Below are 22,836 nucleotides of genomic sequence, written 5' to 3'. Positions count from 1 at the left end.
GTAGACCTGGCCTCGTGTGGACACCCTACAAACCAGTGCCGGTGGCTTTCGGGGCGCCGGGCCCGGACCCGGTCAGATGATGCCGAAAAGCATCCCCGCCCCGAGGACGACGAGGGAGGTGAGCGCCGCCCATTTCACGGTGAAGCGGGTGTGGTCGCCGAACTCGACCTTGGCCATGCCGACGAGGACGTAGACGGCCGGAACCAGCGGGCTGGACATGTGCAGGGCCTGGCCGACGAGGGAGGCGCGGGCGATCTCCAGGGGGGAGACGCCGTGCGCGGCGCCGGCTTCGGCGAGGACGGGCAGGACGCCGAAGTAGAAGCCGTCGTTGGACATGAAGTAGGTGAGCGGCAGGCTGAGCAGGCCGGTGACCAGGGCCATGTGCGGGCCCATGCCCTCGGGGACGGCGTCGACGAGCCAGTCGGCCATGTGCTTGACCATGCCGGTGCCGCTGAGGACGCCGGTGAAGACGGCGGCCGCGAAGACCATGCCGGCGACATTGAGCACGTTGTCCGCGTGGGCGGCGATACGGGCCTTCTGGTCGGGCATGTGCGGGAAGTTGACGGTGAGCGCGAGGGCGGCGCCGAGGAGGAAGAGAACCGGGATGGGCAGCAGCTCCATGATCATCGCGGTGAGGAGGGCGATGGTGAGGCCGGCGTTGAACCAGTAGAGGCGGGGGCGGAGGGTCGGGCGGAGGGGGTCGAGCCCCTGGAAGCCGCCGTCCTGCGGTCCGTCGGCGACCGCGGCGCCGCCGGCGGCCCCGGCAGAACCGGCGGAACCGGCGGTGGACCCGGCGGAGGCGGAGCCGGAGCCCGCATCGGAGTCGGCACCGGCTCCTGCGACGCCTCGGGCACCGGCACCGGCGTGGGCGTGGGCCCCCGCGGCCGCGGACCCCTTGCCGGCGGCGACCAGGTGCTGCCCGTCCGCGTCGGCGTCGTCGGCGGCCCGCTCGGCGTCGGAGGGAAGGGCCAGCATGCCGACCCGGCGGCGTTCCTTCAGCCCGAGGACGTAGGCGAGGGCGAACACGAACAGCAGGCCGACCGCCAGGGCGGGGATCATCGGCACGAAGATGTCGGCGGCGTCGAGCTTGAGGGCCGTGGCGGCCCGTGCCGTGGGGCCGCCCCAGGGCAGGGTGTTCATGACGCCGTTGGCGGTGGCGGCGACGCCCGTCATGACCACGAGGCTGAGGCCGAGCCGCTTGTAGAGGGGGTACATGGCGGAGACGGTGATCATGAAGGTGGTCGAGCCGTCGCCGTCGAGGGAGACGATCGCGGCGAGGACCGCGGTCCCGAGCACGACGCGCATCGGGTCGGCCTTGCAGAAGCGCAGGATGCCGCGCACGATCGGGTCGAACAGGCCGACATCGATCATCAGGCCGAAGTAGACGATGGCGAACATCAGCATGGCGGCGGTCGGCGCGAGTTTGCCGACGCCGTCGATGACGTAGTCGCCGAGGTGGGCGCCCTTGCCTGCGAACACGCAGTAGAGCGCGGGAATGAGGACGAGCGCCGCGATGGGCGACATTTTCTTCATCATGATCAGGACCAGGAAGGTGGCGATCATGGCGAAGCCGAGGAGAGTCAGCATGCAGGGAACGTAGGGGCCGCCTCCACGTCCAACAAGACGTCCGCGTGTGAGCAATACGAGCAAAACCCCAGCTCAGGGCAGGGGTGTGAGGTCGACGGGGAACCCGTTGAGGACGGCAGTGCCGGACAGCGGGTCGAGCCGGGTGCCGTCGAGGAGCTGGTTGACGTTGGTGCCGGGCGTGGCGGCGGCCACGGTCAGGCGGGTGCCGTCGCGGTCGTGGCCCCAGCCGTGCGGGAGGCTCACCACACCGGTGCGGACGGTGTCGGTCACCTCGACCGGGACTTCCAGACCGCCGCCGTCGGCGGTGATCAGGGCGCGGCCGCCGTCGGTGAGGCCGAGCCGCTCGGCGTCCACGGGATGCACCTGGAGGGTGCAGCGGTTGGAACCTCCGGTGAGGGCCGGGACGTTGTGCAACCAGCTGTTGTTCGACCGCAGGTGGCGGCGGCCCACGAGCACCAGGGCGGCGGGGCGTTCGGCGAGCGCCGCGCGCAGCCGGGGCAGCTCGGCCGCGATCGGGTCGGGCAGCAGCTCGATCCTGCCGCTGCGCGTCCTCAGCACGCCCGGGAGCCGGGGCCGCAGCGGGCCCAGGTCGATGCCGTGCGGATGCGCGAGCAGCCGCTCCAGGTTCAGTCCCGCAGGGGCCTGCCCTGCGCTGCCCGGCCCTCCGCCGCCCGGCCCCTCGAGGCCCCGCTCCTCGCCCGGGGCGGCCGCGGCCGCGGCATCTCCCTCCGCGCCGAACAGGTCGCCGTACGGCCCGAGTCGGAGCATCAGGTCGAGCCGCCGTTCGGGGCCGCTCTCCCCGGTGAGCAGCCCGGCGAGGCGCGCCGGGTCCTGCCCGTGCAGCGGCGAGTGCGGGTCGGCGGTCTCCTTGGCGAGGGCGGCCAGGATGACCGGCTCGTCGACCGCGGCAGCCGGATCGGGGACGGCGGCGCCGTGCAGGCCTGCGACGGCCAGGGCGAGGCGGGCGTGGATCTCGCACTCGTCGAGCAGTCCTGCCTCCAGTGGGACGGCGGCGCGGGTGTAGCGGGCCTGGTTGCGGATGGCGAAGGCGTTGAAGGCGAAGTCGTGGTGCGCGCTCTGCGAGGGCGGCGGGGGCGGCAGCACGACGTGGGCGTGGCGTGAGGTCTCGTTCAGGTACGGGTCGACGCTGACCATGAAGTCGAGCCCGGCCAGGGCCGCGTCGAGGCGCCGGCCGTCGGGGGCGGACAGCACCGGGTTCGCGGCGATGGCGACCACAGCACGGATCCTGCCCTCCCCCGGCGTCTCGATCTCCTCGGCCAGGGCTGCGATGGGCAGTTCGGACTTGGCCTCGGGGTGGCCGCTGACCCGGCTGCGCCAGCGGCCCACGGCGAAGCCCCTGCCGGGTCCCGCGGGGCGCGGCCGCGGGCCGGCGGCCGGGAGCGGGAAGAGGGCTCCGCCCGGCCGGTCCAGGTTGCCGGTCAGGATGTTGAGTACGTCGACGAGCCAGCTGGCGAGGGTGCCGTACGCGACGGTGCAGCTGCCGATCCGCCCGTACACGGCGGCGGTGGGCGCGGCCGCCAGTTCGCGGGCGAGGGTGCGGATCTCGGTGGCGGTGAGGTCGCAGGCGGGGGCAACGGCCTCAGGGGTGAAACTCCCGAGGGCGTCGGCGAGTTCCCCGAGGCCGAGGAGGTGTTCCCCGAGGGGGCCGGGGACGGCGAGCCGCTCGGCGAGCAGCATGTGCGCCAGGGCCGCCAGCAGCAGGGCGTCGCTGCCGGGGCGGGGCGCGAGGTGGCGGTCGGCGAGCCGGGCGGTGCGGGTGCGGCGCGGGTCGACGACGACGAGGGTGCCGCCGCGGGCCCGCAGCGCCTTGAGCCGGCCGGGGAAGTCGGGGGCGGTGCACAGGGAGCCGTTGGACTCGACGGGGTTGGCGCCGATGAGGAGCAGGAAGTCGGTGCGGTCGAGGTCGGGGACCGGGATCGCGAACGGGTCGCCGAAGAGGAGTCCGCTGGAGACGTGCTTGGGCATCTGGTCGAGGGTGCTGGCGGTGAAGAGGTTGCGTGTGCCGAGGGTCTTGAGGAGCAGCGGCGGGTAGAGGGCGCCGGCCATGGTGTGCACGTTCGGATTGCCGAGGACGACGCCGACGGACTGGGCCCCGTACTCCTGCACGAGGGCCGGGACGGCCGCGGCGACGGCCTCGAAGGCCTCGTCCCAGCCCGCCTCGCGGAGCCGTCCGCCGCGGCGGACGAGGGGGGTGCGCAGCCGGTCGGGGTCGGAGTCGAGCGCGCCGAAGGCCGCTCCCTTGGGGCAGATGAAGCCGCGGCTGAAGACGTCGTCGCGGTCCCCGCGGGCGCCGGTGACGGTGGTGCCGTCGAGGGTGAGGGTCAGGCCGCAGGTGGCCTCGCAGAGGGGGCAGATGCGCAGGGCGGTGCGGGGCATGGGCCCTCCAGGGGCGTCAGGCTGCGGCACGGGCACGCGGGCGCACCGAGCATACCGACCGGTAGGCACGTCGGGGAGATCCACGCGGGCGGAAGTCCCGGACGGCCGTGCGGGGCCCGGGAGGCAGGGTCCGGCGATCAGAGTGCCGGGAGCCGGGACCGGGAGCGGGGACCGGGGACCGGGAGCGCGGACCGGGAGCGGGTCAGTCGAGGAGGCGGGCGAGGTAGGCGTGCATCATCGCGCGGGTTTCCGCCACGATCGCCGGATCGCCGGCCGGGTCGGCGCGGAAGGCCAGCTTGGTCAGCGCGTCCGTGGCCTCGACGGCGACGAGGACCGCCCGCTCCAGGTCAGGGTCCGGGCTGAGGCCGAGGTGTGCACCGAGGAGTTCGGTGAGGCGTACGGCGACCAACCGGTTGGGGTCGACGGCGGGGCCCTCCTCGGGCGGGGCGGGCACGCCGAAGTCGACGAGCGCGAAACCGGGAACGGTCCGTTTCATGGCCAGGTACTCGTCCAGCACGGTGTCGACGGCCGGCCGCCAGTCGTCGGCCGGCAGGTCGGCGAGGCGCTCCGCGATGGCGTCGGTGTAGCGGTCCAGGTTGCGGTGGGCGAGGGCGATGGCCATGGCGCGCTTGTTGCCGAAGAAGCGGTAGACCGAGCCGATCGGCACGCCGGCGCGCAGGGCCACGGTCCGGGTGCTGAGGTTCTCGTACCCGGTCTCGTCCAGGAGTTCGGCGCAGGCGTCGAGGATCCGGGCGAGCCGTTCGGCGCTGCGCTGCTGGACGGGCGTACGGCGCAAGGGGTGGGTGGGCGGCACGGGGTCCATCATGCCGCTCCGGGCGCCCGGTTTCAGCCGTCGTTCCGGGCATGGTGTCCGTCGCGGCATCAGTTCAGCAGCAGGCCGATGCCGCCCAGGGTGTACGTGATCATCAGCGCGAGCATGGGGAGTTGTCCGGTCACGGCCCGGTGCGGCGGAAAGAGACGGACGGCGCGGTCGTGGGCGGCGACCACACCGAGGACGTGGCCGGTGACGACGGCGATGACCTGGAGGGCGGCGAGGCCGCCGGACCCCAAGGGGGGCAAGGGATCCGGGCCGTTGTCAGTGCCGAATGCCATGCTTACCGTGCGTGGTCCTTCGGTCACGAGGAGGGAGAAGTAATGGGCGGTGAGATAGCCGAGTGCGATCGGCACGAGTGAGTGCGCGAAGGCGGTGAGCGGTCCGGGGTGCGGGCCGCTGACCAGGCGGGTGGCCGCCGCGCACAGGCAGTAGAGGGCGGCGACGAGGGCGACGGAAGCGAGCAGTCCGAGGGTGGCCGTGGGGGTGCGGCCGAGGGGGGAGGTCTGGAGGGTGTCGATCCACGCAGGGTTGTCGCCGAAGCCGTCGTAGGCGGTGGATCCGAGCAGGACGCAGACGGTGGCGACGAGTCCGGGCCGCTCGGGCGTCGCGTCGAGTCCGTGGAAGGGGTTGCGGAGCACGAGACGGCCGTCGTTGCGGCGGCCGAGGGGGGAGAGCCGGGCCAGGAGGGCGGAGTACGCCTCGAAGGCGTCTCCGTCGTCGAACCAGCGCTCGCCGAAGCAGGCGGCGAGCGTGAGGTGGGCGCCGGTGTGGACGGCGAGGGCGATCAGGAGGGTGGTGGTGGATGCGGGGTCGGGAGCGGCGAGTTCGAGCCAGGTGAAGCCGAACAGCCCGGCCGCGGCGGGCCATTGGCCGAGCCGGGCGGGAAGGGGGGAGGGACGGCGCGGGAGCAGCCGCAGGCGGTGCAGCAGGCGGTGCAGGGTACGCAGCGGGTTGAGGAGGCGCCAGACGGGGCCGAGGAGGAGGGAGGCGGGGACGAGGCCGACCCAGAAGAGGACGTAGACGGCACCGGGACCGGGGTTGCGGTCGGCGTCGTCGGGAGCGAGGAGGAGGGAGGTGAGCAGGGCCAGGAAGGCGGCGAGGCCGAGCCCGCGGAGGGCGCTGCGGGTGGCGGGCGCGTCGGCGATCCGCTGGAGGCCGGCCGGCAGGGCGAGGCCGGACCGGTCACCGCGGAACCGGGAGGACGACCACAGCAGACCGAGGGCGAGGAAGGAGACGAACAGGGCGGTGAAGGCGCCGGCGAACGCGTAGAAGGGAGAGATCGGGAGATCGTGCTGGGAGCCGATGCCGTGCGCGAGCGCGGTGAGCGGGTCCGCGGCGTCCGGGTACAGGACCACGCCCCGGCCGCCGGTGGCGGCGCCCGGCCCGGTCACCGCCTGCGAGTACGGGAGCGGGGGCGGCGTCACCGGACGAGGAGCTGGGTCAGCACGAGGCGGGACTGGTGGGTCTCGACCTCGAACAGGCCCGTGCGGTCGGCCGTCAGGACCAGGGTGGCCTCCTGGCCTGCCGGCAGGGCGAGTTCCTTGTCGTAGCCGTGGACGTGCAGGGTGTCCGCGCGGTCACTGGTGACGCGCAGGGCGACGCGCTCGCCGCGCTTGAGCTCGGTGCGGCCGGGGGCGGGGACGACCTTGCCGTCCCGGACGGTGATGGTGACCGTACGCTCCGCCTGCGCGGGGGCGGAGGCGGGCGGGGACTCGGGCGGGGGCGCCGGGTGGCTGTGGCCGCCGGGCGTGCCCGGGGCGGCGGCGGAGAGCTGGGCGGCGCCCTCGACCGGCTTTCCGGCGACCGCCCAGGCGGTGTGGTCGTCCGCGTAGAGGCGGACGGTCAGGGTGTGCGGCCCGTCGGGCACCTGCGCCGCGGGCAGGTGGTGCCAGGGGCCGTACAAGCGGGCCAGCTTGCGGCCGTCGAGCTCCAGGTGCGCGTGGCCGGCGCCCGGGAGGGCGGCGCCGCCGGTGCTCTCGGGGGTGAACCGGAAGTTCTCCACCGCCAGCTGGAGGTTCCAGCCGTCTTCGGAGTCGGGGCGGGCGGTGACCCGCACCTGGGGCGCGCCCTCGGCGGGGACCTCGCGGAGGCGGTGGCCGGTGCCGTCGCGGACGTCGAGCACTGTTCCGGCGCTGCCGGTGGCCTGCTCGTGGCTGGTGCCGGGCTTGTGGTGGGTCGTGGCCCGGCCCCCGCACCCCGCCACAGTGCCCCCGACCAGCACCCCGACGACAAGCAGCACCCCGCCCCGCCCAGCCACCCGCCGCTGTGCCCCCACCGCCGCACGGCCACGGGCCCCCGACCGCTGCCCGGCCCCCGCACCCCGGCCCTGCGCCTCCCCGCCCGCACCCTCGTGCCGGGCGCGACCGGCACCCGGTGGGGCGCCCGGAGCGGTTGCGGCACTCGCCGCCGGGGAGCGCCGGGCCACGGACGGGATGCCGGGGGCCGGCCGCGGACCGGCCTCGGCACCCGGGCGGGCGCGGGATGGCTCGCTGCTGGGGGGCCGGCCCTCGGGGTTGAAGGAACGGGGGCCATCGGGGGGTCCGGAGGCGGCTGCGGGGTGCGTGGTCACTGCGGTCTCCTGGGGTCGGGGGCGCTCGGGCGGGCCGGCGGGCGCTGCCGCCCTGTCGACTTGGCGTGGGGCAAGGGGGCGTCGGCTCAGCAGGTCGGCCCTGGGCCGCCCGGGGGGCCGGACTGCGGCTGGGCAGGCGCCGCCTCGGCGGGCTGCGCGTGGCCGGGGGGCGCCCGTGCGGCGGGCCGTGGACGGACGGCGGGTGGTCAGGCGGGGGTGGGGGGTGGCGTGGGGGCGGGGGTGGGGGTGGGGGGCCGGCGGGTGGAGGCGGCTGCCGCCCAGAGGATCCAGACGGCGGCGGTCAGGGCGCGGGCCCAGGCCGGGCTGAGCGGGATCCAGGGGATCATCAGGACGGCCTTGTCGAAGGCGTCGAGCAGGGTCAGCCCCGCCAGGAGCAGGGTGAGGCGGGCCAGCCAGGGGCGGTCGGCGCGCAGGGCGAGGCCGGCGCCCGTCCACCACAGGCCGAGCAGGAGCAGCGCCAGCGCCGGGACGGCGGTGGGGGTGAGCGGCGTGGTGGAGCCGGCCACGTCCAGGGCCAGCCCGGCCAGGCCGAGCAGCGAGGCCGCCGTGCCCAGGCGGGAGTGCCGCAGACGCCGCCACCACAGCACCCCGCCGACCAGCAGCAGCACCGCCGCCGCGGCCAGCGCGATCTGCGTCTCCACCCGGGCCGGGCCGCGCGCCCCGTACCAGTCGCAGCCGGCCGGGAGCCTGCGGGCCTGCACGTCGTAGTCGGCGCAGACGAGCAGCTGGGCGAGTTTGACCGGTTCGCCGATCAGGCGGGCCGAGCCGCCGGACACGTCGCCCCGGCGCTCCCCGCACCGCGGAAGGGTGCCGGGGCTGGAGCCGTCCGGGCCGGGCTGCCAGCAGTTGCCGCGGCCCTGGCCGTCCCACCACACGTCCATGCCGTTGGGGCGGACGGCGCCGGCCTTGTCCCTGCCGAGCACGTTCGCGGCGTACCGGTTGTGGTGCGAGGTGTCGGTCTGCTTGGACCACTCCTCCTCGCCCCGGATGAACGCGGGCACGGCCGAGAGGAAGAAGCCCGCGCGCCGGTGCCCGTACACCCAGTTGTGCTCGTAGACGTTCCAGTTGCCGCCCGCGGTGATGATGCCGGTGCCCGGCGGCATGGATATCTGCGGGCAGACGACGCCCTGTTCGTAGCCGCGGTCCACGGGGGGCTTGGCGCAGGTGCCGTCCGCCACGTGGCGGTAGTAGTCCTGGTTGTTGTCGTGGATCAGGTTCCGCTCGAACTTGGCGTGGTTCTGCGGGAGTCCGGGGTGCCCGGGGAAGGCGCTGTCCATCGAGGCGCCGCCCATGTTCTGGTCGAACTCGTTGTCGTGCACCCATACCGAGTCCCCGGCGGTGCCGGAGTAGCCGACCATGTTGTGGTGGCTGCGGCAGCCGGTGATCTCGATCGAGTAGCGGGGGACGTCGTAGCCGCGGCCGTCGTTGATGTCGGAGGCGCTGCCGGGGTAGATGCCGGAGTCGCCGTTCCCGTACGACTCGCAGTTCTTGTACAGGCCGTGGTCGCTGGCGAAGGTCAGGAAGCCGTACTCGTCGTTCCAGCGGGTCAGTACGTCGTCGATGACGAATCCGTCGGCGGCGAGGACGTACAGGGAGTTGAAGGTGGTGCGCTGGGCGGTGAAGTTGCGGAAGTAGATGCCGTCGGACCCGTCGGCGCGGACGGCGTTCAGCTTCTGGTACTTCGCGTCGACGACGACGTCAAGGCGGGTGGCGCCGGTGCCTTCGATCTGCAGGTTCTTCTTGCCGAGGATGGCGACGAGGTTCTGGTTGTGCGGGCACCGCGCCTGCTGTTCGTAGGACAGGATCTGGTAGCCGAGCGCGGAGGAGGGGGCCTTCAGGGCGGCGCACTCCCCCGTCGGCTGCGGCAGTGACGGCTCCTCCTCGTAGAGGCCGGGGAGGATCGCGATGTTCATGCCGGGCCGGTCCACGGCGTCGACGGCCTCCTGGAGGTGTCGGTGGCCGGTCTTCTCGCACCGCTCGTACAGCGTCAGGTTGCGCTGCCGCAGGGCTTCGGGGAAGGCGGCGATCCGGCGTTCGAAGGCGGGCCGGTCGGTTTTGCAGACGAGCAGGTCGGGCTCGGCGGTGCGGTACTGCGGCACGGATCCGGAGCCGTCCGGGAAGGTCACGGGGCGCTCCTCGTGTGCGCGGGCGGCGGGCGCGGCCGCGAGGAGGGCCAGGAAGGCCAGGAGGAGGGCGAAGGCGGCGGCGAGGGGGGCCTTGAGGGGGGCGGCGAGGGGCACCGCCGGCACGGCAGGGAACCTGCGGGTCCACGGGGTCCACGACATGCGCGCGAGAGTAGAGCAATGTTCATGTTTTGTGAGCCCCCTCGACGCACCCAATCCGCCGCCCGCCCCCGCCCGGCATCTGCCCGGCCCCTGCCGGTCCGTCCCTCACCCCCGCCCGATCCCTGCCCGCTCCCGCTCCCCACCCCCGGCGCCGCCCGTCCCCGCCCCGGTCCGGACCGGGCCGCCGCAGAAACGCCATTGACGCGCGCGGCGCGGAATCCTACTGTCAGCCATAGGATTCCTTCGACAGAGTGGAAGCAGCCATGAGCGAGCAGGCCAGGAAGACGGCCGGGGCCCTGGAGTACCTCAGCGGGTTCGGCAACGAGCACAGCTCGGAGGCCGTCCCGGGCGCCCTCCCCGCAGGCCGCAACTCGCCCCAGCGCGCACCCCTCGGCCTGTACGCGGAGCAGCTCAGCGGCAGCGCGTTCACCGAGCCGCGCAAGCACAACCGCCGCTCGTGGCTCTACCGGATCCGCCCCTCGGCCGCGCACCCGCCCTTCACCCGGATCGACAACGGCGCCCTGCGCACCGCCCCCTTCACCGATGCCCCGGCCGACCCCAACCGCCTGCGGTGGAACCCGACGCCCGACCCGGCCCCGGGCACCGACTTCCTCTCCGGCCTGTGGACGCTCGGCGGCAACGGCGACGCCACGCAGCGCTCCGGCATGGCGATCCACCTCTACTCCGCCAACGCCGACATGACGGACCGGGTGTTCAGCGACTCCGACGGCGAGCTGCTGATCGTCCCGGAGCGCGGCGGCCTGCTGCTGCGCACCGAGCTCGGCCTGCTCGCCGCGAACCCGGGCGAGGTGGCCCTGATCCCGCGCGGCGTGCGCTTCCGCGTCGAGCTGCTCGACGACACCGCCCGCGGGTACGTATGCGAGAACTACGGCCGCCCCTTCGAGCTGCCGGACCTCGGCCCGATCGGCGCCAACGGCCTCGCGGCCGCCCGTGACTTCCGGGCCCCGGTGGCGGCGTACGAGGACGAGGACCGCCCGACCGAGGTGGTCAACAAGTTCTGCGGCAACCTGTGGTCCGCGACGTACGACCACTCCCCGCTGGACGTGGTCGCCTGGTACGGCACGCACACCCCGTACGTCTACGACCTGCACCGTTTCAACGTCCTGGGCTCCATCAGCTACGACCACCCGGACCCGTCGATCTTCACGGTGCTGACCTCGCCCTCCGACACCCCCGGCCTGGCGGGCGTGGACTTCGTGGTCTTCGCGCCGCGCTGGCTGGTGGGCGAGGACACCTTCCGCCCGCCGTACTTCCACCGCAACGTGATGAGCGAATACATGGGCCTGATCGAGGGCGCCTACGACGCCAAGGCCGAGGGCTTCGTCCCCGGCGGCGGCTCCCTGCACAACATGATGTCGGCGCACGGACCGGACCGGGAGACCTTCGACAAGGCCAGCGCCGCCGAGCTGAAGCCGCAGAAGATCGACGACGGTCTGGCCTTCATGTTCGAGACGCGCTGGCCGATCGCCGTCACCGCCCAGGCGGCCGGTGCCGGCCACCTCCAGCCCGCGTACGACGATGTCTGGCAGGGGCTGGAGCGCCACTTCCGCGCCTAAGATGCCCCCGGCCCCTCCCCGGCCCGCCGCCGCGGGAGGGGCCGGACACCCGACGCCCCGTCCGTACGGAGAACGACCGTGACCGCCTTCGCCCCCGATTCCCTGGTGCTCAACCGGAAGCTGCCGCTCTGGTACCAGGTGTCACAGTCGCTGCGCGCCTCGATACTGGGCCGCACCCCGGACGCCTCGCTGCGCCTGCCCACCGAGGAGCAGCTCGCCGAGCACTACGGGGTGAGCGTGCTGACGATGCGCCAGGCGCTGAAGGAGCTGGAGGGTGAGGGGCTGATCAGCCGGCACCGGCGGCGCGGCACGTTCATCGAACCGGGCGCACGGCGCGGGGCCCCGGTGCGGCTGCTGGGCTCGGTCGACGCGATCGTGGCGCAGCAGTCCGGCGACCGTACGACGGTTCTCGGCCGTGAGCGGACCCCGGTGTCCGGGGAGTTGCTGGAGCACTTCCCGGACACGGCCGAGGTGGTCACGTACCGGCGGCTGCGGCACGACGGCGAGAGCGGCGAGCCGACGAACTGGGCGGAGAACGCCGTCCGCACCGAGATCGCCGACGCGGTGGACCTGGAGGACCTGGCGCGCTGGCCGATGACCAAGGTGCTGCGGGATGTCGTCGGGGTGCGGATCAGCCGGATCACGGACACCGTGGAGGCGCGCCTCGCCGACCCGGAGACGGCGGAGCTGCTCCAAGTGCCGCTACTGAGCCCGATCCTGCACTACACGGGCGTGACGTACGACGAGGACGGCCGGGTCGTGGACGTGGCGCGGATCCGGTACCGGGGCGACCGGTTCTCGTTCACGGTGACCGTCGAGGCCCACTGACCCGACCTCCCGACCTCCCGACCTCCCGACCTCCCGACCTCCCGACGTCCCGACCCGACGTCCCGACCCGACCCGACGCGACCCGACGACCCGACCCGATGCGGCCCGGTACCGCCCGACGCACCCGCGCACCGGGGTACGGCCCGGCCCGGGGCCGGAGCGCTACTTCTCGTCGTCGTCCGCGCTGCGCTCGCCCTCCGCCTGTGACGGGGTGGTGCGCATCGTGTCCGGGTGGTGGTGGGCCGCGCGCTCCTTCTCGTCCATGTCCTCGTCGAGCCGCTCGCCCTCGGCCTGCGACGGAGTCGAGTATTCGTCGTACTGACTCATGACCACTCCTCGCATCTGTACATTCCGTACATAAGGAGCGTAACGCTTCGACCTGGGCACAGCCCTGCGGGCCGCCCGGCCCCCTGCGGCCCCTCGCTACCATCTGCCGGGTGAGCGAAGACGTACCGCTGCTGGACGATCTGATGCCCTGGGCCGTGAGCGGCCTGCGCCTGGGCCGCGGCTGGGTCGCGGCCCCCGATCCGGCGGCCCTGCGGACCCGCTGGTCGGTCCTGGCCGGGGCCGAAGGGGCGGAGCGGGAGCGGCTGTTCCGCCCGACCCGGTTCCGGTCGGCCACCGCCGGGGCGGCCGCCCTGCCCGGCCGCCGCTCCGCGTCCACGGCCGGCTTCGCCGACGCGCCCGGCCCCTGCCCGGAGCCGGTGCGGGTGCTGTACGCACCCTTCGACGAGCAGTGGCTGCTGCCCGACCAGCGGCTCATCGACGCCTCCCGGCCGCAGCTGTGGCGCGTCCTGGACGAGCACCAGCTCTTCACCGTCGAGACCCGGGCGGCCGGCCCGGGCGCCGGCTCCGGCCCCGGCCCCGGCTCCGGCCGCTCCGGCCGCTCCGGCCCCGGCTCCGGCGCGGGCGGCCTGCTCGTGACCCGGCACCTCCCGGCGGGCCGGCTGGGCGGGATCCGTCCGCTGCACCGGCGCCCCGGGGGCGCCGAGCCGAACCTCGCGCCGGGCCTGCTACCCCTGCTGAGCGAGCGCTACGGGGGCCCGGTCACGGCACAGGACGTGCTGTGCTGGATCCTCGCGGCGGGCCGGCCGGGCCCGCGCGGCCACGAGGTGCCGCTCACCGTCGACCCGGAGCGCTGGCACGCCGGGCTGAAGCTCGGCCGGCGGCTGCTCGCGGTCCAGTTGCGCGGGGTGGCGGGCGGCGAGTCGCCCCGGCTGCCGGGCGGCCGGCGGCCGTACGTGCGCTCGGCGATCCAGACCTGGCCCGACGGGCTCGACTGGGAGCCGGAGACCGAGACGCTGGGCCTCGGGTCCGGGACCGTCTCCCCGGTGCCTCGGGCCGCCTGGGAGTACGAGCTGCCGGGCGCGCCTGCCGGGGCCGGGAGCGCGGGAGCGAAAGCGGGCACGCGGGTGCTCCGGGCCTGGTTCGCCGCCCGCTGCGCGCACCGGGAGGCCGGCGTCGAGGGGCTTGAGGCGCTCGGCCCGGCCGAGTGGCCGCAGGCGTGGACCTCGGAGCTGCTGGCCCTGGTGACCACCCTGGCGCTGCTGGCCGATCTGGCCCCGGAGCGGGAGGCGTTCACGCCGGGGCCGCTGCTGTCCCGCGCCGACCTGACGGCGGCGGGGGTGCTGCCCGCGCCACACTGGGCCCGGCGGCCGGCCTCCGTACTGGACCACCAGGAGGAGGGCCCGGGCGGGCAGTTCGCCCTGCTCTGACCCGGAGCCGGGGCCCGGGACCGCCCCCGGAGCCGGGGCCCGGGACCGCCCCCGGAGCGGAGTCCGTCCCCCGACCCCCCGAGGGCCGCCCGCCTCAGGCGCTCCCCCAGCCCCCCAGCAGCCGGTTCATCGAGCGGTCGAACACCGCCCCCATGTCCGCGGCCGCCTCCGCCACCGGGTACGCGTCCGCCAGCGCGGCCCCCAGCAGCGGGTACCGGCCGGTCCCGAGCGCCGAGCGCAGCCAGACCATGCGGACCGCGGCCTCCTCGGCCTCGCTCCAGGGCAGCGCCCGGGCCCGCTCGGCCATGGCGAGCTCCCCCGCCACGAACGTCGCCACCGAGCCGTTGACCGACGCGACGAGCTCCAGCTTCTCGGCGCCCGACAGCTCCAGCGGGGCCAGGCAGGCCAGGCTGTGCTCCAAGTAGCGCAGGGCGTTGGGGCTGAACCCGTAGACCGGGGTCAGCAGCCGGGGCAGCCACGGGTGGCGGTGCATCAGCTGCCGGGTCTGGCGGGCCAGTGCCAGCAGGTCGGCCCGCCAGTCGCCGGTCGGGGCGGCCAGCTCGTACTCCCCGCTGACCGCGTCGACCATCAGCTCGTACAGGTCTTCCTTGCGCGGCACGTAGTTGTACAGGGACATCGTCCCGGCGCCGATGCCCGCGGCCACGCGCCGCATGGAGACGGCGTCGATCCCCTCCGCGTCGGCGATCCGCACCGCCTCGGCCGCGATCGACTCGCGGGTGTGCGCGGGCCGGGGTCCGCGGCCGGCGCGCTGCGGGCGGGTCCAGATCACTTCGGGGTCAGCGGGGCGCCCGCTGGGTGTCATCGCTCATCACCTCGCCTCCATCCTAGTTACGTACGCCGTACGTAGTGAGATGGGGTGCGGTCGCCCGGAAACTGGTCGCCGGCGGTGCTCGCGCTCTTCGGGCCGCGCGCGGCCCGCAGGTTTGCGCGCGGCCGGGACTGAGCCGCGCGAACGCTCCCACGGCGGAAGGCGAATGGCGGGAGACGGAAGGTTGAAGGCGGGAGACGGGCGGCGCGCTGCGGGAGGCGCCGCAGGAGGGAGAATCGGCCGTTCGGCAGGACATCCTGCCGGTACGGGGGTGACAGGACCGGCCCTCACCCGGTAGGCATCGGTCTCATGGAACACTCGCCCGAACCCCTGCCGCTGGACGGGATCACGGTCGTCGCCGTCGAGCAGGCCGTCTCCGCGCCCTTCGCCACCCGCCAGCTCGCCGATCTCGGTGCCCGGGTCATCAAGGTGGAGCGCCCCGACGGCGGGGACTTCGCGCGCGCCTACGACACGGCCGCGCACGGCCTCGCCTCGCACTTCGTCTGGGCGAACCGCGGCAAGGAGTCGATCGCGCTGGACCTGAAGGACCCGCGCGGCCTGGAGGTCCTGCACGGCCTGCTCGACGGGGCCGACGTGTTCGTGCAGAACCTTGCGCAGGGTGCGGCGGCCCGGCTCGGGCTGGACTCGGCGGCGCTGTGCGCGCGGTACCCGCGGCTGGTCGCGGTGGACGTCTCCGGGTACGGCGCCGAGGGCCCGTACGCCCACAAGCGCGCCTACGACATGCTCGTGCAGTGCGAGGCGGGGCTGGTCTCGGTGACGGGCACCCCGGAGCAGCCCGTCAAGGCGGGCATCCCGGCCGCGGACATCGCGGCGGCCATGTACGCCTTCTCGGGGGTCCTCGCGGCGCTGGTGCGGCGCGGGGCCACCGGGCGCGGGGGCCGGGTGGAGGTGTCCATGCTCGATGCACTCGCCGAGTGGATGGGGCATCCCCTGCACCACACGATGCACGACGGGCGGCAGCCCGAGCGGACGGGGCTCGCGCATGCGGTGATCGCCCCGTACGACGCCTATCCGACGGCGGACGGCGACCGGGTGCTGCTGTCGGTGCAGAACGACCGGGAGTGGCGCAGGCTCGCCGAACAGGTGCTCCGGCGGCCGGAATTGGCGGAGGACCCGGCGTACGCGACGAACGCGGCGCGCACCCGCGGCCGGGAGAAGACCGATGCCGTGGTGGCGGAGGTGCTGGCCGTGCTAGACGCCGACGAGGCGGTCGGGCGGCTGGAGGCGGCGGGCATCGCCTGCGCCCGGCTGAACTCGGTGGAACAGCTCGCGGAGCACCCGCAGCTGGCGGCACGGGACCGCTGGCGGGAGGTGGGTTCACCCGTCGGCCCGCTGCGGGCACTGCTGCCGCCGATCGGGCTGCCGGGAGGTACGGCACCGCACATGGGTGCGGTGCCTGCACTCGGCGAACACACCGAGGCCCTGCTGCGCGCCCTGGGGATGTCGGGCGCGCAGATCACGACACTGCGCCGGGATGGTGTGATTGCGTAGGGCCGGGGCGAAACCTCTCGGGGTCGGGGACAGTTCTTACGAGCGGCGGCTGCCGAAGAGCGAGCGGCGCAGGCGGCGCAGCGGCGCGAAGAGCGAGACGCGTGCGCTCCGGCTGCGCAGCCGGTGCGTGTGGTCGCGGGCGGTGAGCTCGCGCATCAGCAGGGTCGCCTCGGCGACTTCCCGGTGGGGGACGGCAGGTCCGCCCAGCACGGCGAGGTGGCGGTCGAGGCGCGAGCTGGTCGCGCTGCTGCCGCAGGTGATGGCAGGCACGCGGGGCGGCCTGCTGCGCATAGCTATCTGTTCCATCTTTCTCTCCCCACCCGTACGAAGGCACCCGGCCCGGGCAGGGTAACCCTATCGCCCCCTCGATGCGCGCGGGTATCCCGGTGGTGTGAATTACCCCTATGCGTCGGGGAGTTGACGATTACTCAGCGGAGTCGACGGTTACTCTCCGCAAGGTGAGGGTATTTCAGGAACCTCCGGAGGTGATTCCCGCCTGCACAACGGGGGGCAGGCGGCCGGCACTGCGGTAACGTGGAGTGACCACCCGATGACGCATCGCCGCGGCTCCGACGCAGGGGGTGCGCGGATGCATTGGACGCACAGGGGGCGCGCGTGACCGACAACCGGGGTGGCGCGGACACGGACGGCGGGCCGGGCGCGGGAGCCGGCCGGGTCGTCGCGGGCCGGTACCGGCTGCTCGGCCTGCTCGGCCGGGGCGGCATGGGCCTCGTGTGGCGGGCCCGGGACGGGGTCCTGGCGCGCGAGGTGGCCGTCAAGGAGGTACGGGCCCCCGCGGGGCTGGACGGGGCCGAGGTCGGGCGGATGTACCGGCGGCTCGAACGGGAGGCCTGGGCGGCGGCCCGGGTCTCGCACCGCGGGGTCGTCACCATCTACGACGTGGTCACCGAGGAGGGCCGCCCCTGGATCGTGATGGAGCTGGTCCGGGGACTCTCGCTGGCCGAGGTGCTGGAGGCGGAGGGGCCGCTGACCCCGCAGCGCGCCGCGCACCTCGGGGAGCAGGTGCTGGCCGCGCTGCGGGCCGCGCACGAGGCGGGGGTGCTGCACCGGGACGTCAAACCCGCCAACGTGCTGCTGGCCAACGACGGCCGGGTGGTGCTGAGCGACTTCGGGATCGCCCGCCTGGAGGGCTCGGCGACGATCACGAGGACGGACGAGGTGGTCGGCTCCCCCGAATTCCTCGCCCCCGAGCGGGCGCTGGGGCGCGAGCCGGGCCCGGCCTCGGACTTGTGGTCGCTGGGGGTGATGCTGTACGCGGCCGTCGAGGGGGTCTCGCCGTTCCGCCAGGACACCCCGCTGACCACGCTGCGGGCCGTGGTGGACGGGGAGTTGCCGCCGCCGCGCCGGGCCGGGCCGCTGGCGCCCGTACTGGAGGGGCTGCTGCGCAAGGACCCGGAGAAGCGGCTGCCGGCGGTGGAGGCCGCCCGGATGCTGCGGATCATCGGGGCGGGCGGTTCGGTACGGGCCGCGGGCGGGCCGCGGTCCGGACCGGACTCCCCCGCGGCGACGGCACGCGGCGGCGCGGGTGCCGGCGCATGGGCGGGGGCAGGTGCGGCGGCAGGGGCAGGTGCGGCGGCAGGGTCAGGGACGGGGGCAGGGGTGACGCCGCCGCTGCCGATGCCCGCGCCGGCCCCTCCACCGCCGGACCCCGACCCCGGGTACGGCCCCGGGTACGGCTCCGGGCTCCCCGGGCGGTGCTGGCCGCCGGAATCGCGGTGCTGCTGCTGGCGGTGGTGGTCCTGGGCTGGCTGCTGCTGCGGGACCGGTCTGCCGGGGACGGCTCCGGGGGATCGGGCGGCGGGTCGGCCGCCGCGAGCGGTACGGCCTCGTCGGCGTCGGCGAGCCCCTCCGGTACGGCGGGCGCCGCGGCCCCGGGCTCCGCCTCGGCCCCGGCCTCGGCACCGGTCTCGGCACCGGTCTCGGCGTCCGCATCCGCATCCGCCTCCGCTTCGGCGTCGCCGCCGGGCGCGCCCCCGCCGCGGGTCGCGGTCTCCGTCCACGCCGTGCGCGGGGAGTACCGCGGGACCTGCCCGCCCGCCGCGTCGCGGGCGCCCTCCTTCACGGCCACCGTGGAGGTGGAGCCCCGGCCGGCCGTGCTGGAGTACCGGTGGGTGACGCGGAGCGGGAGCCCCGCCGGCCCCGGCTGGCAGTCCGTCACGTACACCACGGACGGGCCGGCGGGCCGGCAGCTGGAGCACGCGGCGCCCGGGTACCGCGCGGACGGGACCCTGACCGACGCCGTCCGCCTGGAGGTGCAGGGGCCCGTAGCCGCGGTCTCGGAGTGGGTGGAGTTCTCGGTGACCTGCGAGGAGGAGGCCCCGACGGGCGGGGCCCCCTCCCCCGGTGCGAGCGGATCGCCGGACCCGGTGGCGTCACCGGACCCGGCGGCCGCGCCCCGGGGCCTGCCCCGGGGTCAGGCCTTGCCGCGGAAGACGGGCAGGTAGCCGCCGGACTGCCCGGCGGCGGTCGGGTGGTACGACTCGCCGATGTTGAGCCAGTTGACGCTGTGCAGCCACGCGTCGCCGGAGCAGATTTCGTGGCCGGTGAAGGCGCTCACGACCGAGGCGAAGGTGAAGCCGTGGGCGGCGGCGCGCCGGGAGATCGCGGCGTTCAGGTGGTCCGCCGCGCCGTTGATGGCGGAGCGCTCGCCCTCGGTGAGGCCGGTGGTGCAGGTGCCGTTCAGCTTGTAGAAGCGGGGGTAGCCGAGGACGACGACGCGGGCGGAGGGCGCCCGGCCGCGGATGGCGTCGTAGACCTGGTCGAGCTGGCCGGGCAGGGTGGAGTCGACGTACGCCTTGGCCTGGTTGATGCGGTTGACGCAGGTGGACTCGGACTGGAGCACGCAGGTCGTCATGACGTCGGCGAAGCCTGCGTCGTTGCCGCCGATGGTGATGCTGACCAGGTCGGTGCCGGAGTTCAGCGGGCCGAGCTGGCCGGAGAGGACGTCGCCCGTGCGGGCGCCGGAGCAGGCGGTGAAGGCGAAGGTCTGCGGGGAGTTGGCGGCGGCCCACAGGGCCGGGTAGGCGCGGTTGGTGCGCTTGCAGGCGCCGCTGGAGCTGTCGTAGTTGCCGGCGCCGACGCCGGAGGAGTACGAGTCGCCGAGGGCGACGTAGCCGAAGTCGGCCGCGGCGGAGGCCTGGCCGGCGCCGAACAGGGCGGCGCCCGCGGCGAGTAACAGGGAGGAGGTCCAGGCGGCAAGGCGTGGCAGGCGTCCCGAAGGCATGGTGCGGCTCCTCGTGGGGGTGTGGGGGGGTTACTCAGGAGTCGGGGTTACTCCTGAGTCCGTGGTACAAGGAGCCCCGGACGGCTGGAAGTGTCCATGCCAAGGATGTTTGGCGCAGACTTGCGCCCCGAATCTTCACGGCCACCGCGTTTGGAGGGGGAGGGCACGCACCCGTTCCGGCGAAACACGGGTGCACAGGGCCAGTTCGTGCCGGATCATGGGCGCCATGTCAGCCAACCCGCATGATGCGCTGCCGATCCGGCTCAACGTCGACGACAGCGATTCGCCCTCGGACGTCGTGGACGCGCTGTTCCTCGGCCGGTTCGCCTCCGGCGAGCAGCCGTACTCGCGCAGCGTCACCATCGAGCGGGTGAAGGCGGAGGCGACCCTGCTGCCTGCCGCGGCCGCCGTGCTGCGCTCGGCACGCGACTCCGACCGCAGCGCCGTCCTGGCGGAGGGCGAGGGCTGGACGGTGCTCGTGTCCCGCTGGAGCCGCGGCGCGGACGTGACGGTGACGGCGGTCAGCGACGAACTCGCCGCCGGTGTGCTCGGCGAGGCCACCGAGGGGGCGCAGGACGAGCCCGAACCGCAGCCGGAGAACGTCACGATGGGGTTCTGGTACGTATCCCCGCGCCGCGGCCCGTACCGCACGACCCGTCAGATCAGCGCGGGCACCTGGGCGGAGGTGCGGCCCAACTACACCGCGCCGGTGGCCTCGGCCATGGACCGCCTGATGAAGGTGACCCCGGACGACATCGCCGGGCGGCTCCTGCTGCTGCACGGGCCGCCGGGGACGGGGAAGACCTCGGCGCTGCGGACCCTGGCCCGGTCCTGGCGGGACTGGTGCCAGGTGGACTGCGTCCTGGACCCGGAGCGGCTGTTCAACGACGTCGGCTACCTGATGGACATCGCGATCGGCGAGGACGAGGGCACGGCGAAGGGCCGCTGGCGGCTGCTCCTGCTGGAGGACTGCGACGAGCTGATCCGCGGCGAGGCGCGGCACACCGCCGGCCAGGCCCTGTCGCGGCTGCTGAACCTGACGGACGGCCTGCTCGGCCAGGGCCGCAACGTGCTGGTCGGGGTGACCACGAACGAGGACCTGGAGCGGCTGCACCCGGCGGTGGTCCGCCCCGGCCGCTGCCTGGCCCGCATCGAGGTCGGCAAGCTGACGCACCGCGAGGCCGTGGAGTGGCTGGGCACCGAGGAGGGCGTCTCCCGCGAGGGCGCCACCCTGGCCGAGCTGTTCGCCCTGCGCCGGGGCACGGGCCCGGCGGCCGTACTGCCGCCGCAGGGCCACGGCGCGGACGCCGGCCTGTACCTCTGACGCTGCCACCGAGCCCGCCGCCGGGGCCGCCACCGCGGGCCGAGGAGGTCACCGGCGTGCGGCGCCGGCAGGTGCGGCGCGACGGCGAGCCGTCCGTCGAGCAGGACACGGCGGCCCGGGCCTCCTCCCAGGCCCCCTCGGCCTCCCCCTGGAGCACTGCCTGAGCGCCCGGCTCCGCCCCGCCTGCCATAAGCCGCCCTATGCGCCGTACCGCGCGCGCAGGGCGTCCAGGGCGGTCGCCGCCGCCTCGTCGAAGGTCAGGCCCAGCCGCTGCGCCCGCTCCGCGAAAGCCTGCGCCGCGGCCGCCGCCTCCCGCGCGGCGGAGTCGCCGGCGGCCGCGACGAACGTCCCGTGCCTGCCCCGCGTCTCGATCACCCCGTCCGCCTCCAGCACCCGGTACGCCTTCGCCACCGTGTTCGCCGCGAGCCCGAGTTCCTCGGCGAAGCCGCGTACCGTCGGCAGCTTGAAACCCGCCGGCAGCCGTCCCGCCCTCGCCGCCTCGGCGATCTGGGCGCGCAGCTGCTCGTACGGGGCGGCCGCGCCGGCCGATCCGTCGATCCGGATGTTCAGGTTCGTCGAGGTCACCTGGCTGATTCTCCCTCATCACGCAGAAAATTCGGAGGCATCCGCCCACGCCCCGCGCCTACCGTCGGCCCCATGACCGTATCGATCCGCGACCTCCGCCCGGGCGACCCCTCGGACGTGGAGGCCGTTGTGCGCGTGCGCCGCGCGACGCTTCCGTTCATGATCTCCACGGCCGGCGGCGTGGCCTTCGAACTGACCGGCGCCCACCCCGACGAGCACCGGCGCATCCTGGTCGCCGAGGACGGCGACGGCCTCGTCATCGGGACCGCCCAGGTCGGCATCGCCTACGACAGCTCCGAGCCGGGCCAGTCCTTCGCCAACGTCCACGTGGACCCCGGCCACCGGGGACGCGGCGCGGGCACCGCGCTGCTGCGCGCGGCCGAGGAGCACGTCGCGGCCCAGGGCGCGGTGGAGGTGTTCTCCTGGGTGCCCGACGAGCCCCCCTCGCGCGGCTACGCCGAGCGCCGCGGCTACCGTCCGAGCCGTTCCGCGCACTTCCTGCGTCTGGACCTGGCCGCCGCCGAACTGCCGCCGTACCCGGAGGAGCTCCCGCCCGGCGTGGAGCTGCGCCCCGGCTCCGCCTTCGCCGGCGACCCGCGCCCGCTGTTCGAGGCGGACGCGGCGGTGACCGCGGACGAGCCGGGCGACGTGCCGGTCGTCCTGGACGACTACGAGGACTGGGTACGCACCATCTGGCAGGACCCGGAACTCGACCACGAGCTGACCTCGGTCGTCCTCGTCGACGGGGCCGTGGCCGCCTTCACCGCGGCCCGGACCGACGGCGAGACCCGGTACGCCTCGGCGATGACCGGAACCCTCGCCGGCTTCCGCGGCCGCGGCCTGGCCAAACTCGCCAAGACGGACTCCCTGCGCCGGGCGCGCGCGGCCGGCTACCGGGAGGCCTTCACCGGCAACGACGCCGAGAACGGGCCGATGCTCGCCGTCAACCGGTGGTTCGGGTACGAGTTCGGCGCCGGCGAGGTCCGCTTCGTGCGGCGGCTCGACGGGGGTGACTCCGCGGCCGAGCGTGCGGCGGTGACGGTGGCCCTCTCCAAGGCCGGCCGGACCAAGATCCGCTACCCGGCGGACGTGGTCGCCGACACCGGCGACCGGATCACCGTACGGGCCCCGTGGGCGGCGGACGGCGTACGGGACTTCGGGTTCGTGCGCTTCGAGCCGGGCGACGTGTTCACCGAGCACTTCTGGCGGACCCGCTGGTACGCGGTGAAGGAGGTGCGGACCGGGGAGGGGGTCCTCAAGGGCTGGTACTGCGACATCACCCGCCCGGCGGTGGTGGAGGGCGGCGAGATCCGGGTGGCGGACCTCGACCTGGACCTGTGGGTGCCGGCGGACGGCTCGTCGGTGCTGCGGCTGGACGAGGACGAGTTCGCGGCGAGCGGTCTCGCGGAAACCGACCCGGAGGCGGCCGCGGAGGCGGTACGGGCCCTCGACGCCCTGGAGCGCCAGGCCCGCACCCCCTCGGGCCTGGCCGCCCTCCTCGCCTGACGGGGACGGCTTTCCTCAGGGG

General features: G+C 74.7%; 17 protein-coding genes and 2 pseudogenes. 8 read left to right on the top strand and 11 right to left on the bottom strand.

The features are described 5' to 3' along the window. Positions 1-72: 72 nt before the first annotated feature. The 6 genes from AC068A_RS05375 to AC068A_RS05350 form a co-directional block, all read right to left on the bottom strand. Positions 73-1,587 carry a CitMHS family transporter gene (locus AC068A_RS05375; RefSeq protein WP_478581019.1) on the bottom strand — a complete coding sequence of 505 codons (1,515 nt, stop codon included), beginning with the start codon at positions 1,585-1,587 and terminating at the stop codon, positions 73-75. A 72-nt stretch (positions 1,588-1,659) separates the two neighbouring features. Next, positions 1,660-3,984 carry a molybdopterin-dependent oxidoreductase gene (locus tag AC068A_RS05370; RefSeq protein ID WP_478581017.1) on the bottom strand — a complete coding sequence of 775 codons (2,325 nt, stop codon included), beginning with the start codon at positions 3,982-3,984 and terminating at the stop codon, positions 1,660-1,662. 202 nt (positions 3,985-4,186) lie between these two features. Beyond that, positions 4,187-4,807: a TetR/AcrR family transcriptional regulator gene (locus tag AC068A_RS05365; protein WP_478581481.1), complete on the bottom strand. Its 621-nt coding sequence runs from the start codon at positions 4,805-4,807 to the stop codon at positions 4,187-4,189. 59 nt (positions 4,808-4,866) lie between these two features. Continuing rightward, positions 4,867-6,168, bottom strand: a complete 1,302-nt coding sequence (locus AC068A_RS05360; RefSeq protein ID WP_478581478.1) for a hypothetical protein — start codon at positions 6,166-6,168, stop codon at positions 4,867-4,869. Between the two features lie 71 nt (positions 6,169-6,239). After that, positions 6,240-7,058, bottom strand: a complete 819-nt coding sequence (locus AC068A_RS05355; RefSeq protein ID WP_478581014.1) for a cupredoxin domain-containing protein — start codon at positions 7,056-7,058, stop codon at positions 6,240-6,242. Between the two features lie 536 nt (positions 7,059-7,594). Then, positions 7,595-9,694, bottom strand: coding sequence for a right-handed parallel beta-helix repeat-containing protein (locus AC068A_RS05350; RefSeq protein WP_478581012.1), 2,100 nt, complete (start codon positions 9,692-9,694; stop codon positions 7,595-7,597). A 263-nt stretch (positions 9,695-9,957) separates the two neighbouring features. Between AC068A_RS05350 and hmgA the strand changes: the two genes are divergently transcribed. After that, positions 9,958-11,271, top strand: a complete 1,314-nt coding sequence (hmgA, locus tag AC068A_RS05345) for a homogentisate 1,2-dioxygenase (RefSeq protein WP_478581009.1) — start codon at positions 9,958-9,960, stop codon at positions 11,269-11,271. Positions 11,272-11,349: 78 nt separating this feature from the next. Further along, positions 11,350-12,099 carry a GntR family transcriptional regulator gene (locus AC068A_RS05340; protein ID WP_478581007.1) on the top strand — a complete coding sequence of 250 codons (750 nt, stop codon included), beginning with the start codon at positions 11,350-11,352 and terminating at the stop codon, positions 12,097-12,099. A 162-nt stretch (positions 12,100-12,261) separates the two neighbouring features. Here AC068A_RS05340 and AC068A_RS05335 read toward each other — a convergent pair whose 3' ends face one another. Further along, entirely contained in the window at positions 12,262-12,426 is a 165-nt protein-coding gene (locus tag AC068A_RS05335) for a hypothetical protein (RefSeq protein WP_478581005.1), read from the bottom strand. A 110-nt stretch (positions 12,427-12,536) separates the two neighbouring features. Here AC068A_RS05335 and AC068A_RS05330 point away from each other — a divergent pair, with 110 nt between their 5' ends. Continuing rightward, on the top strand, positions 12,537-13,814 hold the full coding sequence (locus AC068A_RS05330) for a type ISP restriction/modification enzyme (protein ID WP_478581002.1): 1,278 nt from the start codon (positions 12,537-12,539) through the stop codon (positions 13,812-13,814). Between the two features lie 94 nt (positions 13,815-13,908). Here the strand turns inward: AC068A_RS05330 and AC068A_RS05325 are convergent, their stop codons facing one another. Further along, positions 13,909-14,637, bottom strand: a complete 729-nt coding sequence (locus AC068A_RS05325) for a TetR/AcrR family transcriptional regulator (RefSeq protein ID WP_478581000.1) — start codon at positions 14,635-14,637, stop codon at positions 13,909-13,911. A gap of 315 nt (positions 14,638-14,952) precedes the next feature. On the opposite strand from AC068A_RS05325, the gene AC068A_RS05320 reads away from it, so the two are divergent. After that, complete coding sequence (locus tag AC068A_RS05320; RefSeq protein ID WP_478580997.1) at positions 14,953-16,155, top strand: CaiB/BaiF CoA transferase family protein; 1,203 nt, start codon at positions 14,953-14,955, stop codon at positions 16,153-16,155. 36 nt (positions 16,156-16,191) lie between these two features. Here the strand turns inward: AC068A_RS05320 and AC068A_RS05315 are convergent, their stop codons facing one another. Beyond that, positions 16,192-16,461, bottom strand: a complete 270-nt coding sequence (locus AC068A_RS05315; protein ID WP_385422249.1) for a hypothetical protein — start codon at positions 16,459-16,461, stop codon at positions 16,192-16,194. 417 nt (positions 16,462-16,878) lie between these two features. Here AC068A_RS05315 and AC068A_RS05310 point away from each other — a divergent pair. After that, positions 16,879-18,152 (top strand): annotated as a pseudogene (locus AC068A_RS05310) (serine/threonine-protein kinase); the annotation flags it as partial. Between the two features lie 437 nt (positions 18,153-18,589). On the opposite strand, the gene AC068A_RS05305 reads toward AC068A_RS05310, so the two are convergent. Then, positions 18,590-19,399 (bottom strand): SGNH/GDSL hydrolase family protein, encoded by an 810-nt coding sequence (locus AC068A_RS05305; RefSeq protein WP_478580994.1) that lies wholly within the window; start codon positions 19,397-19,399, stop codon positions 18,590-18,592. Positions 19,400-19,625: 226 nt separating this feature from the next. On the opposite strand from AC068A_RS05305, the gene AC068A_RS05300 reads away from it, so the two are divergent. Further along, positions 19,626-20,723 carry a DUF5925 domain-containing protein gene (locus AC068A_RS05300; RefSeq protein ID WP_478580993.1) on the top strand — a complete coding sequence of 366 codons (1,098 nt, stop codon included), beginning with the start codon at positions 19,626-19,628 and terminating at the stop codon, positions 20,721-20,723. A gap of 198 nt (positions 20,724-20,921) precedes the next feature. Here AC068A_RS05300 and AC068A_RS05295 read toward each other — a convergent pair whose 3' ends face one another. Then, entirely contained in the window at positions 20,922-21,308 is a 387-nt protein-coding gene (locus tag AC068A_RS05295) for a GntR family transcriptional regulator (RefSeq protein ID WP_478580991.1), read from the bottom strand. Positions 21,309-21,380: 72 nt separating this feature from the next. On the opposite strand from AC068A_RS05295, the pseudogene AC068A_RS05290 reads away from it, so the two are divergent. Beyond that, a pseudogene (locus tag AC068A_RS05290) lies at positions 21,381-22,310 on the top strand (N-acetyltransferase family protein); the annotation flags it as partial. Continuing rightward, a complete protein-coding gene (locus AC068A_RS05285) occupies positions 22,299-22,814 on the top strand; it encodes a ribonuclease FAU-1 family protein (RefSeq protein ID WP_478581477.1) in 516 nt (171 codons plus the stop codon). The pseudogene AC068A_RS05290 and the gene AC068A_RS05285, both read left to right, overlap by 12 nt. The last annotated feature ends 22 nt before the right edge of the window (positions 22,815-22,836 follow it).

It is taken from the genome of Streptomyces sp. NPDC043854 (genome assembly GCF_056436005.1).
Note: the sequence above shows the minus strand (reverse complement) of the source record. Positions and strands in the feature narration are given on the sequence as shown.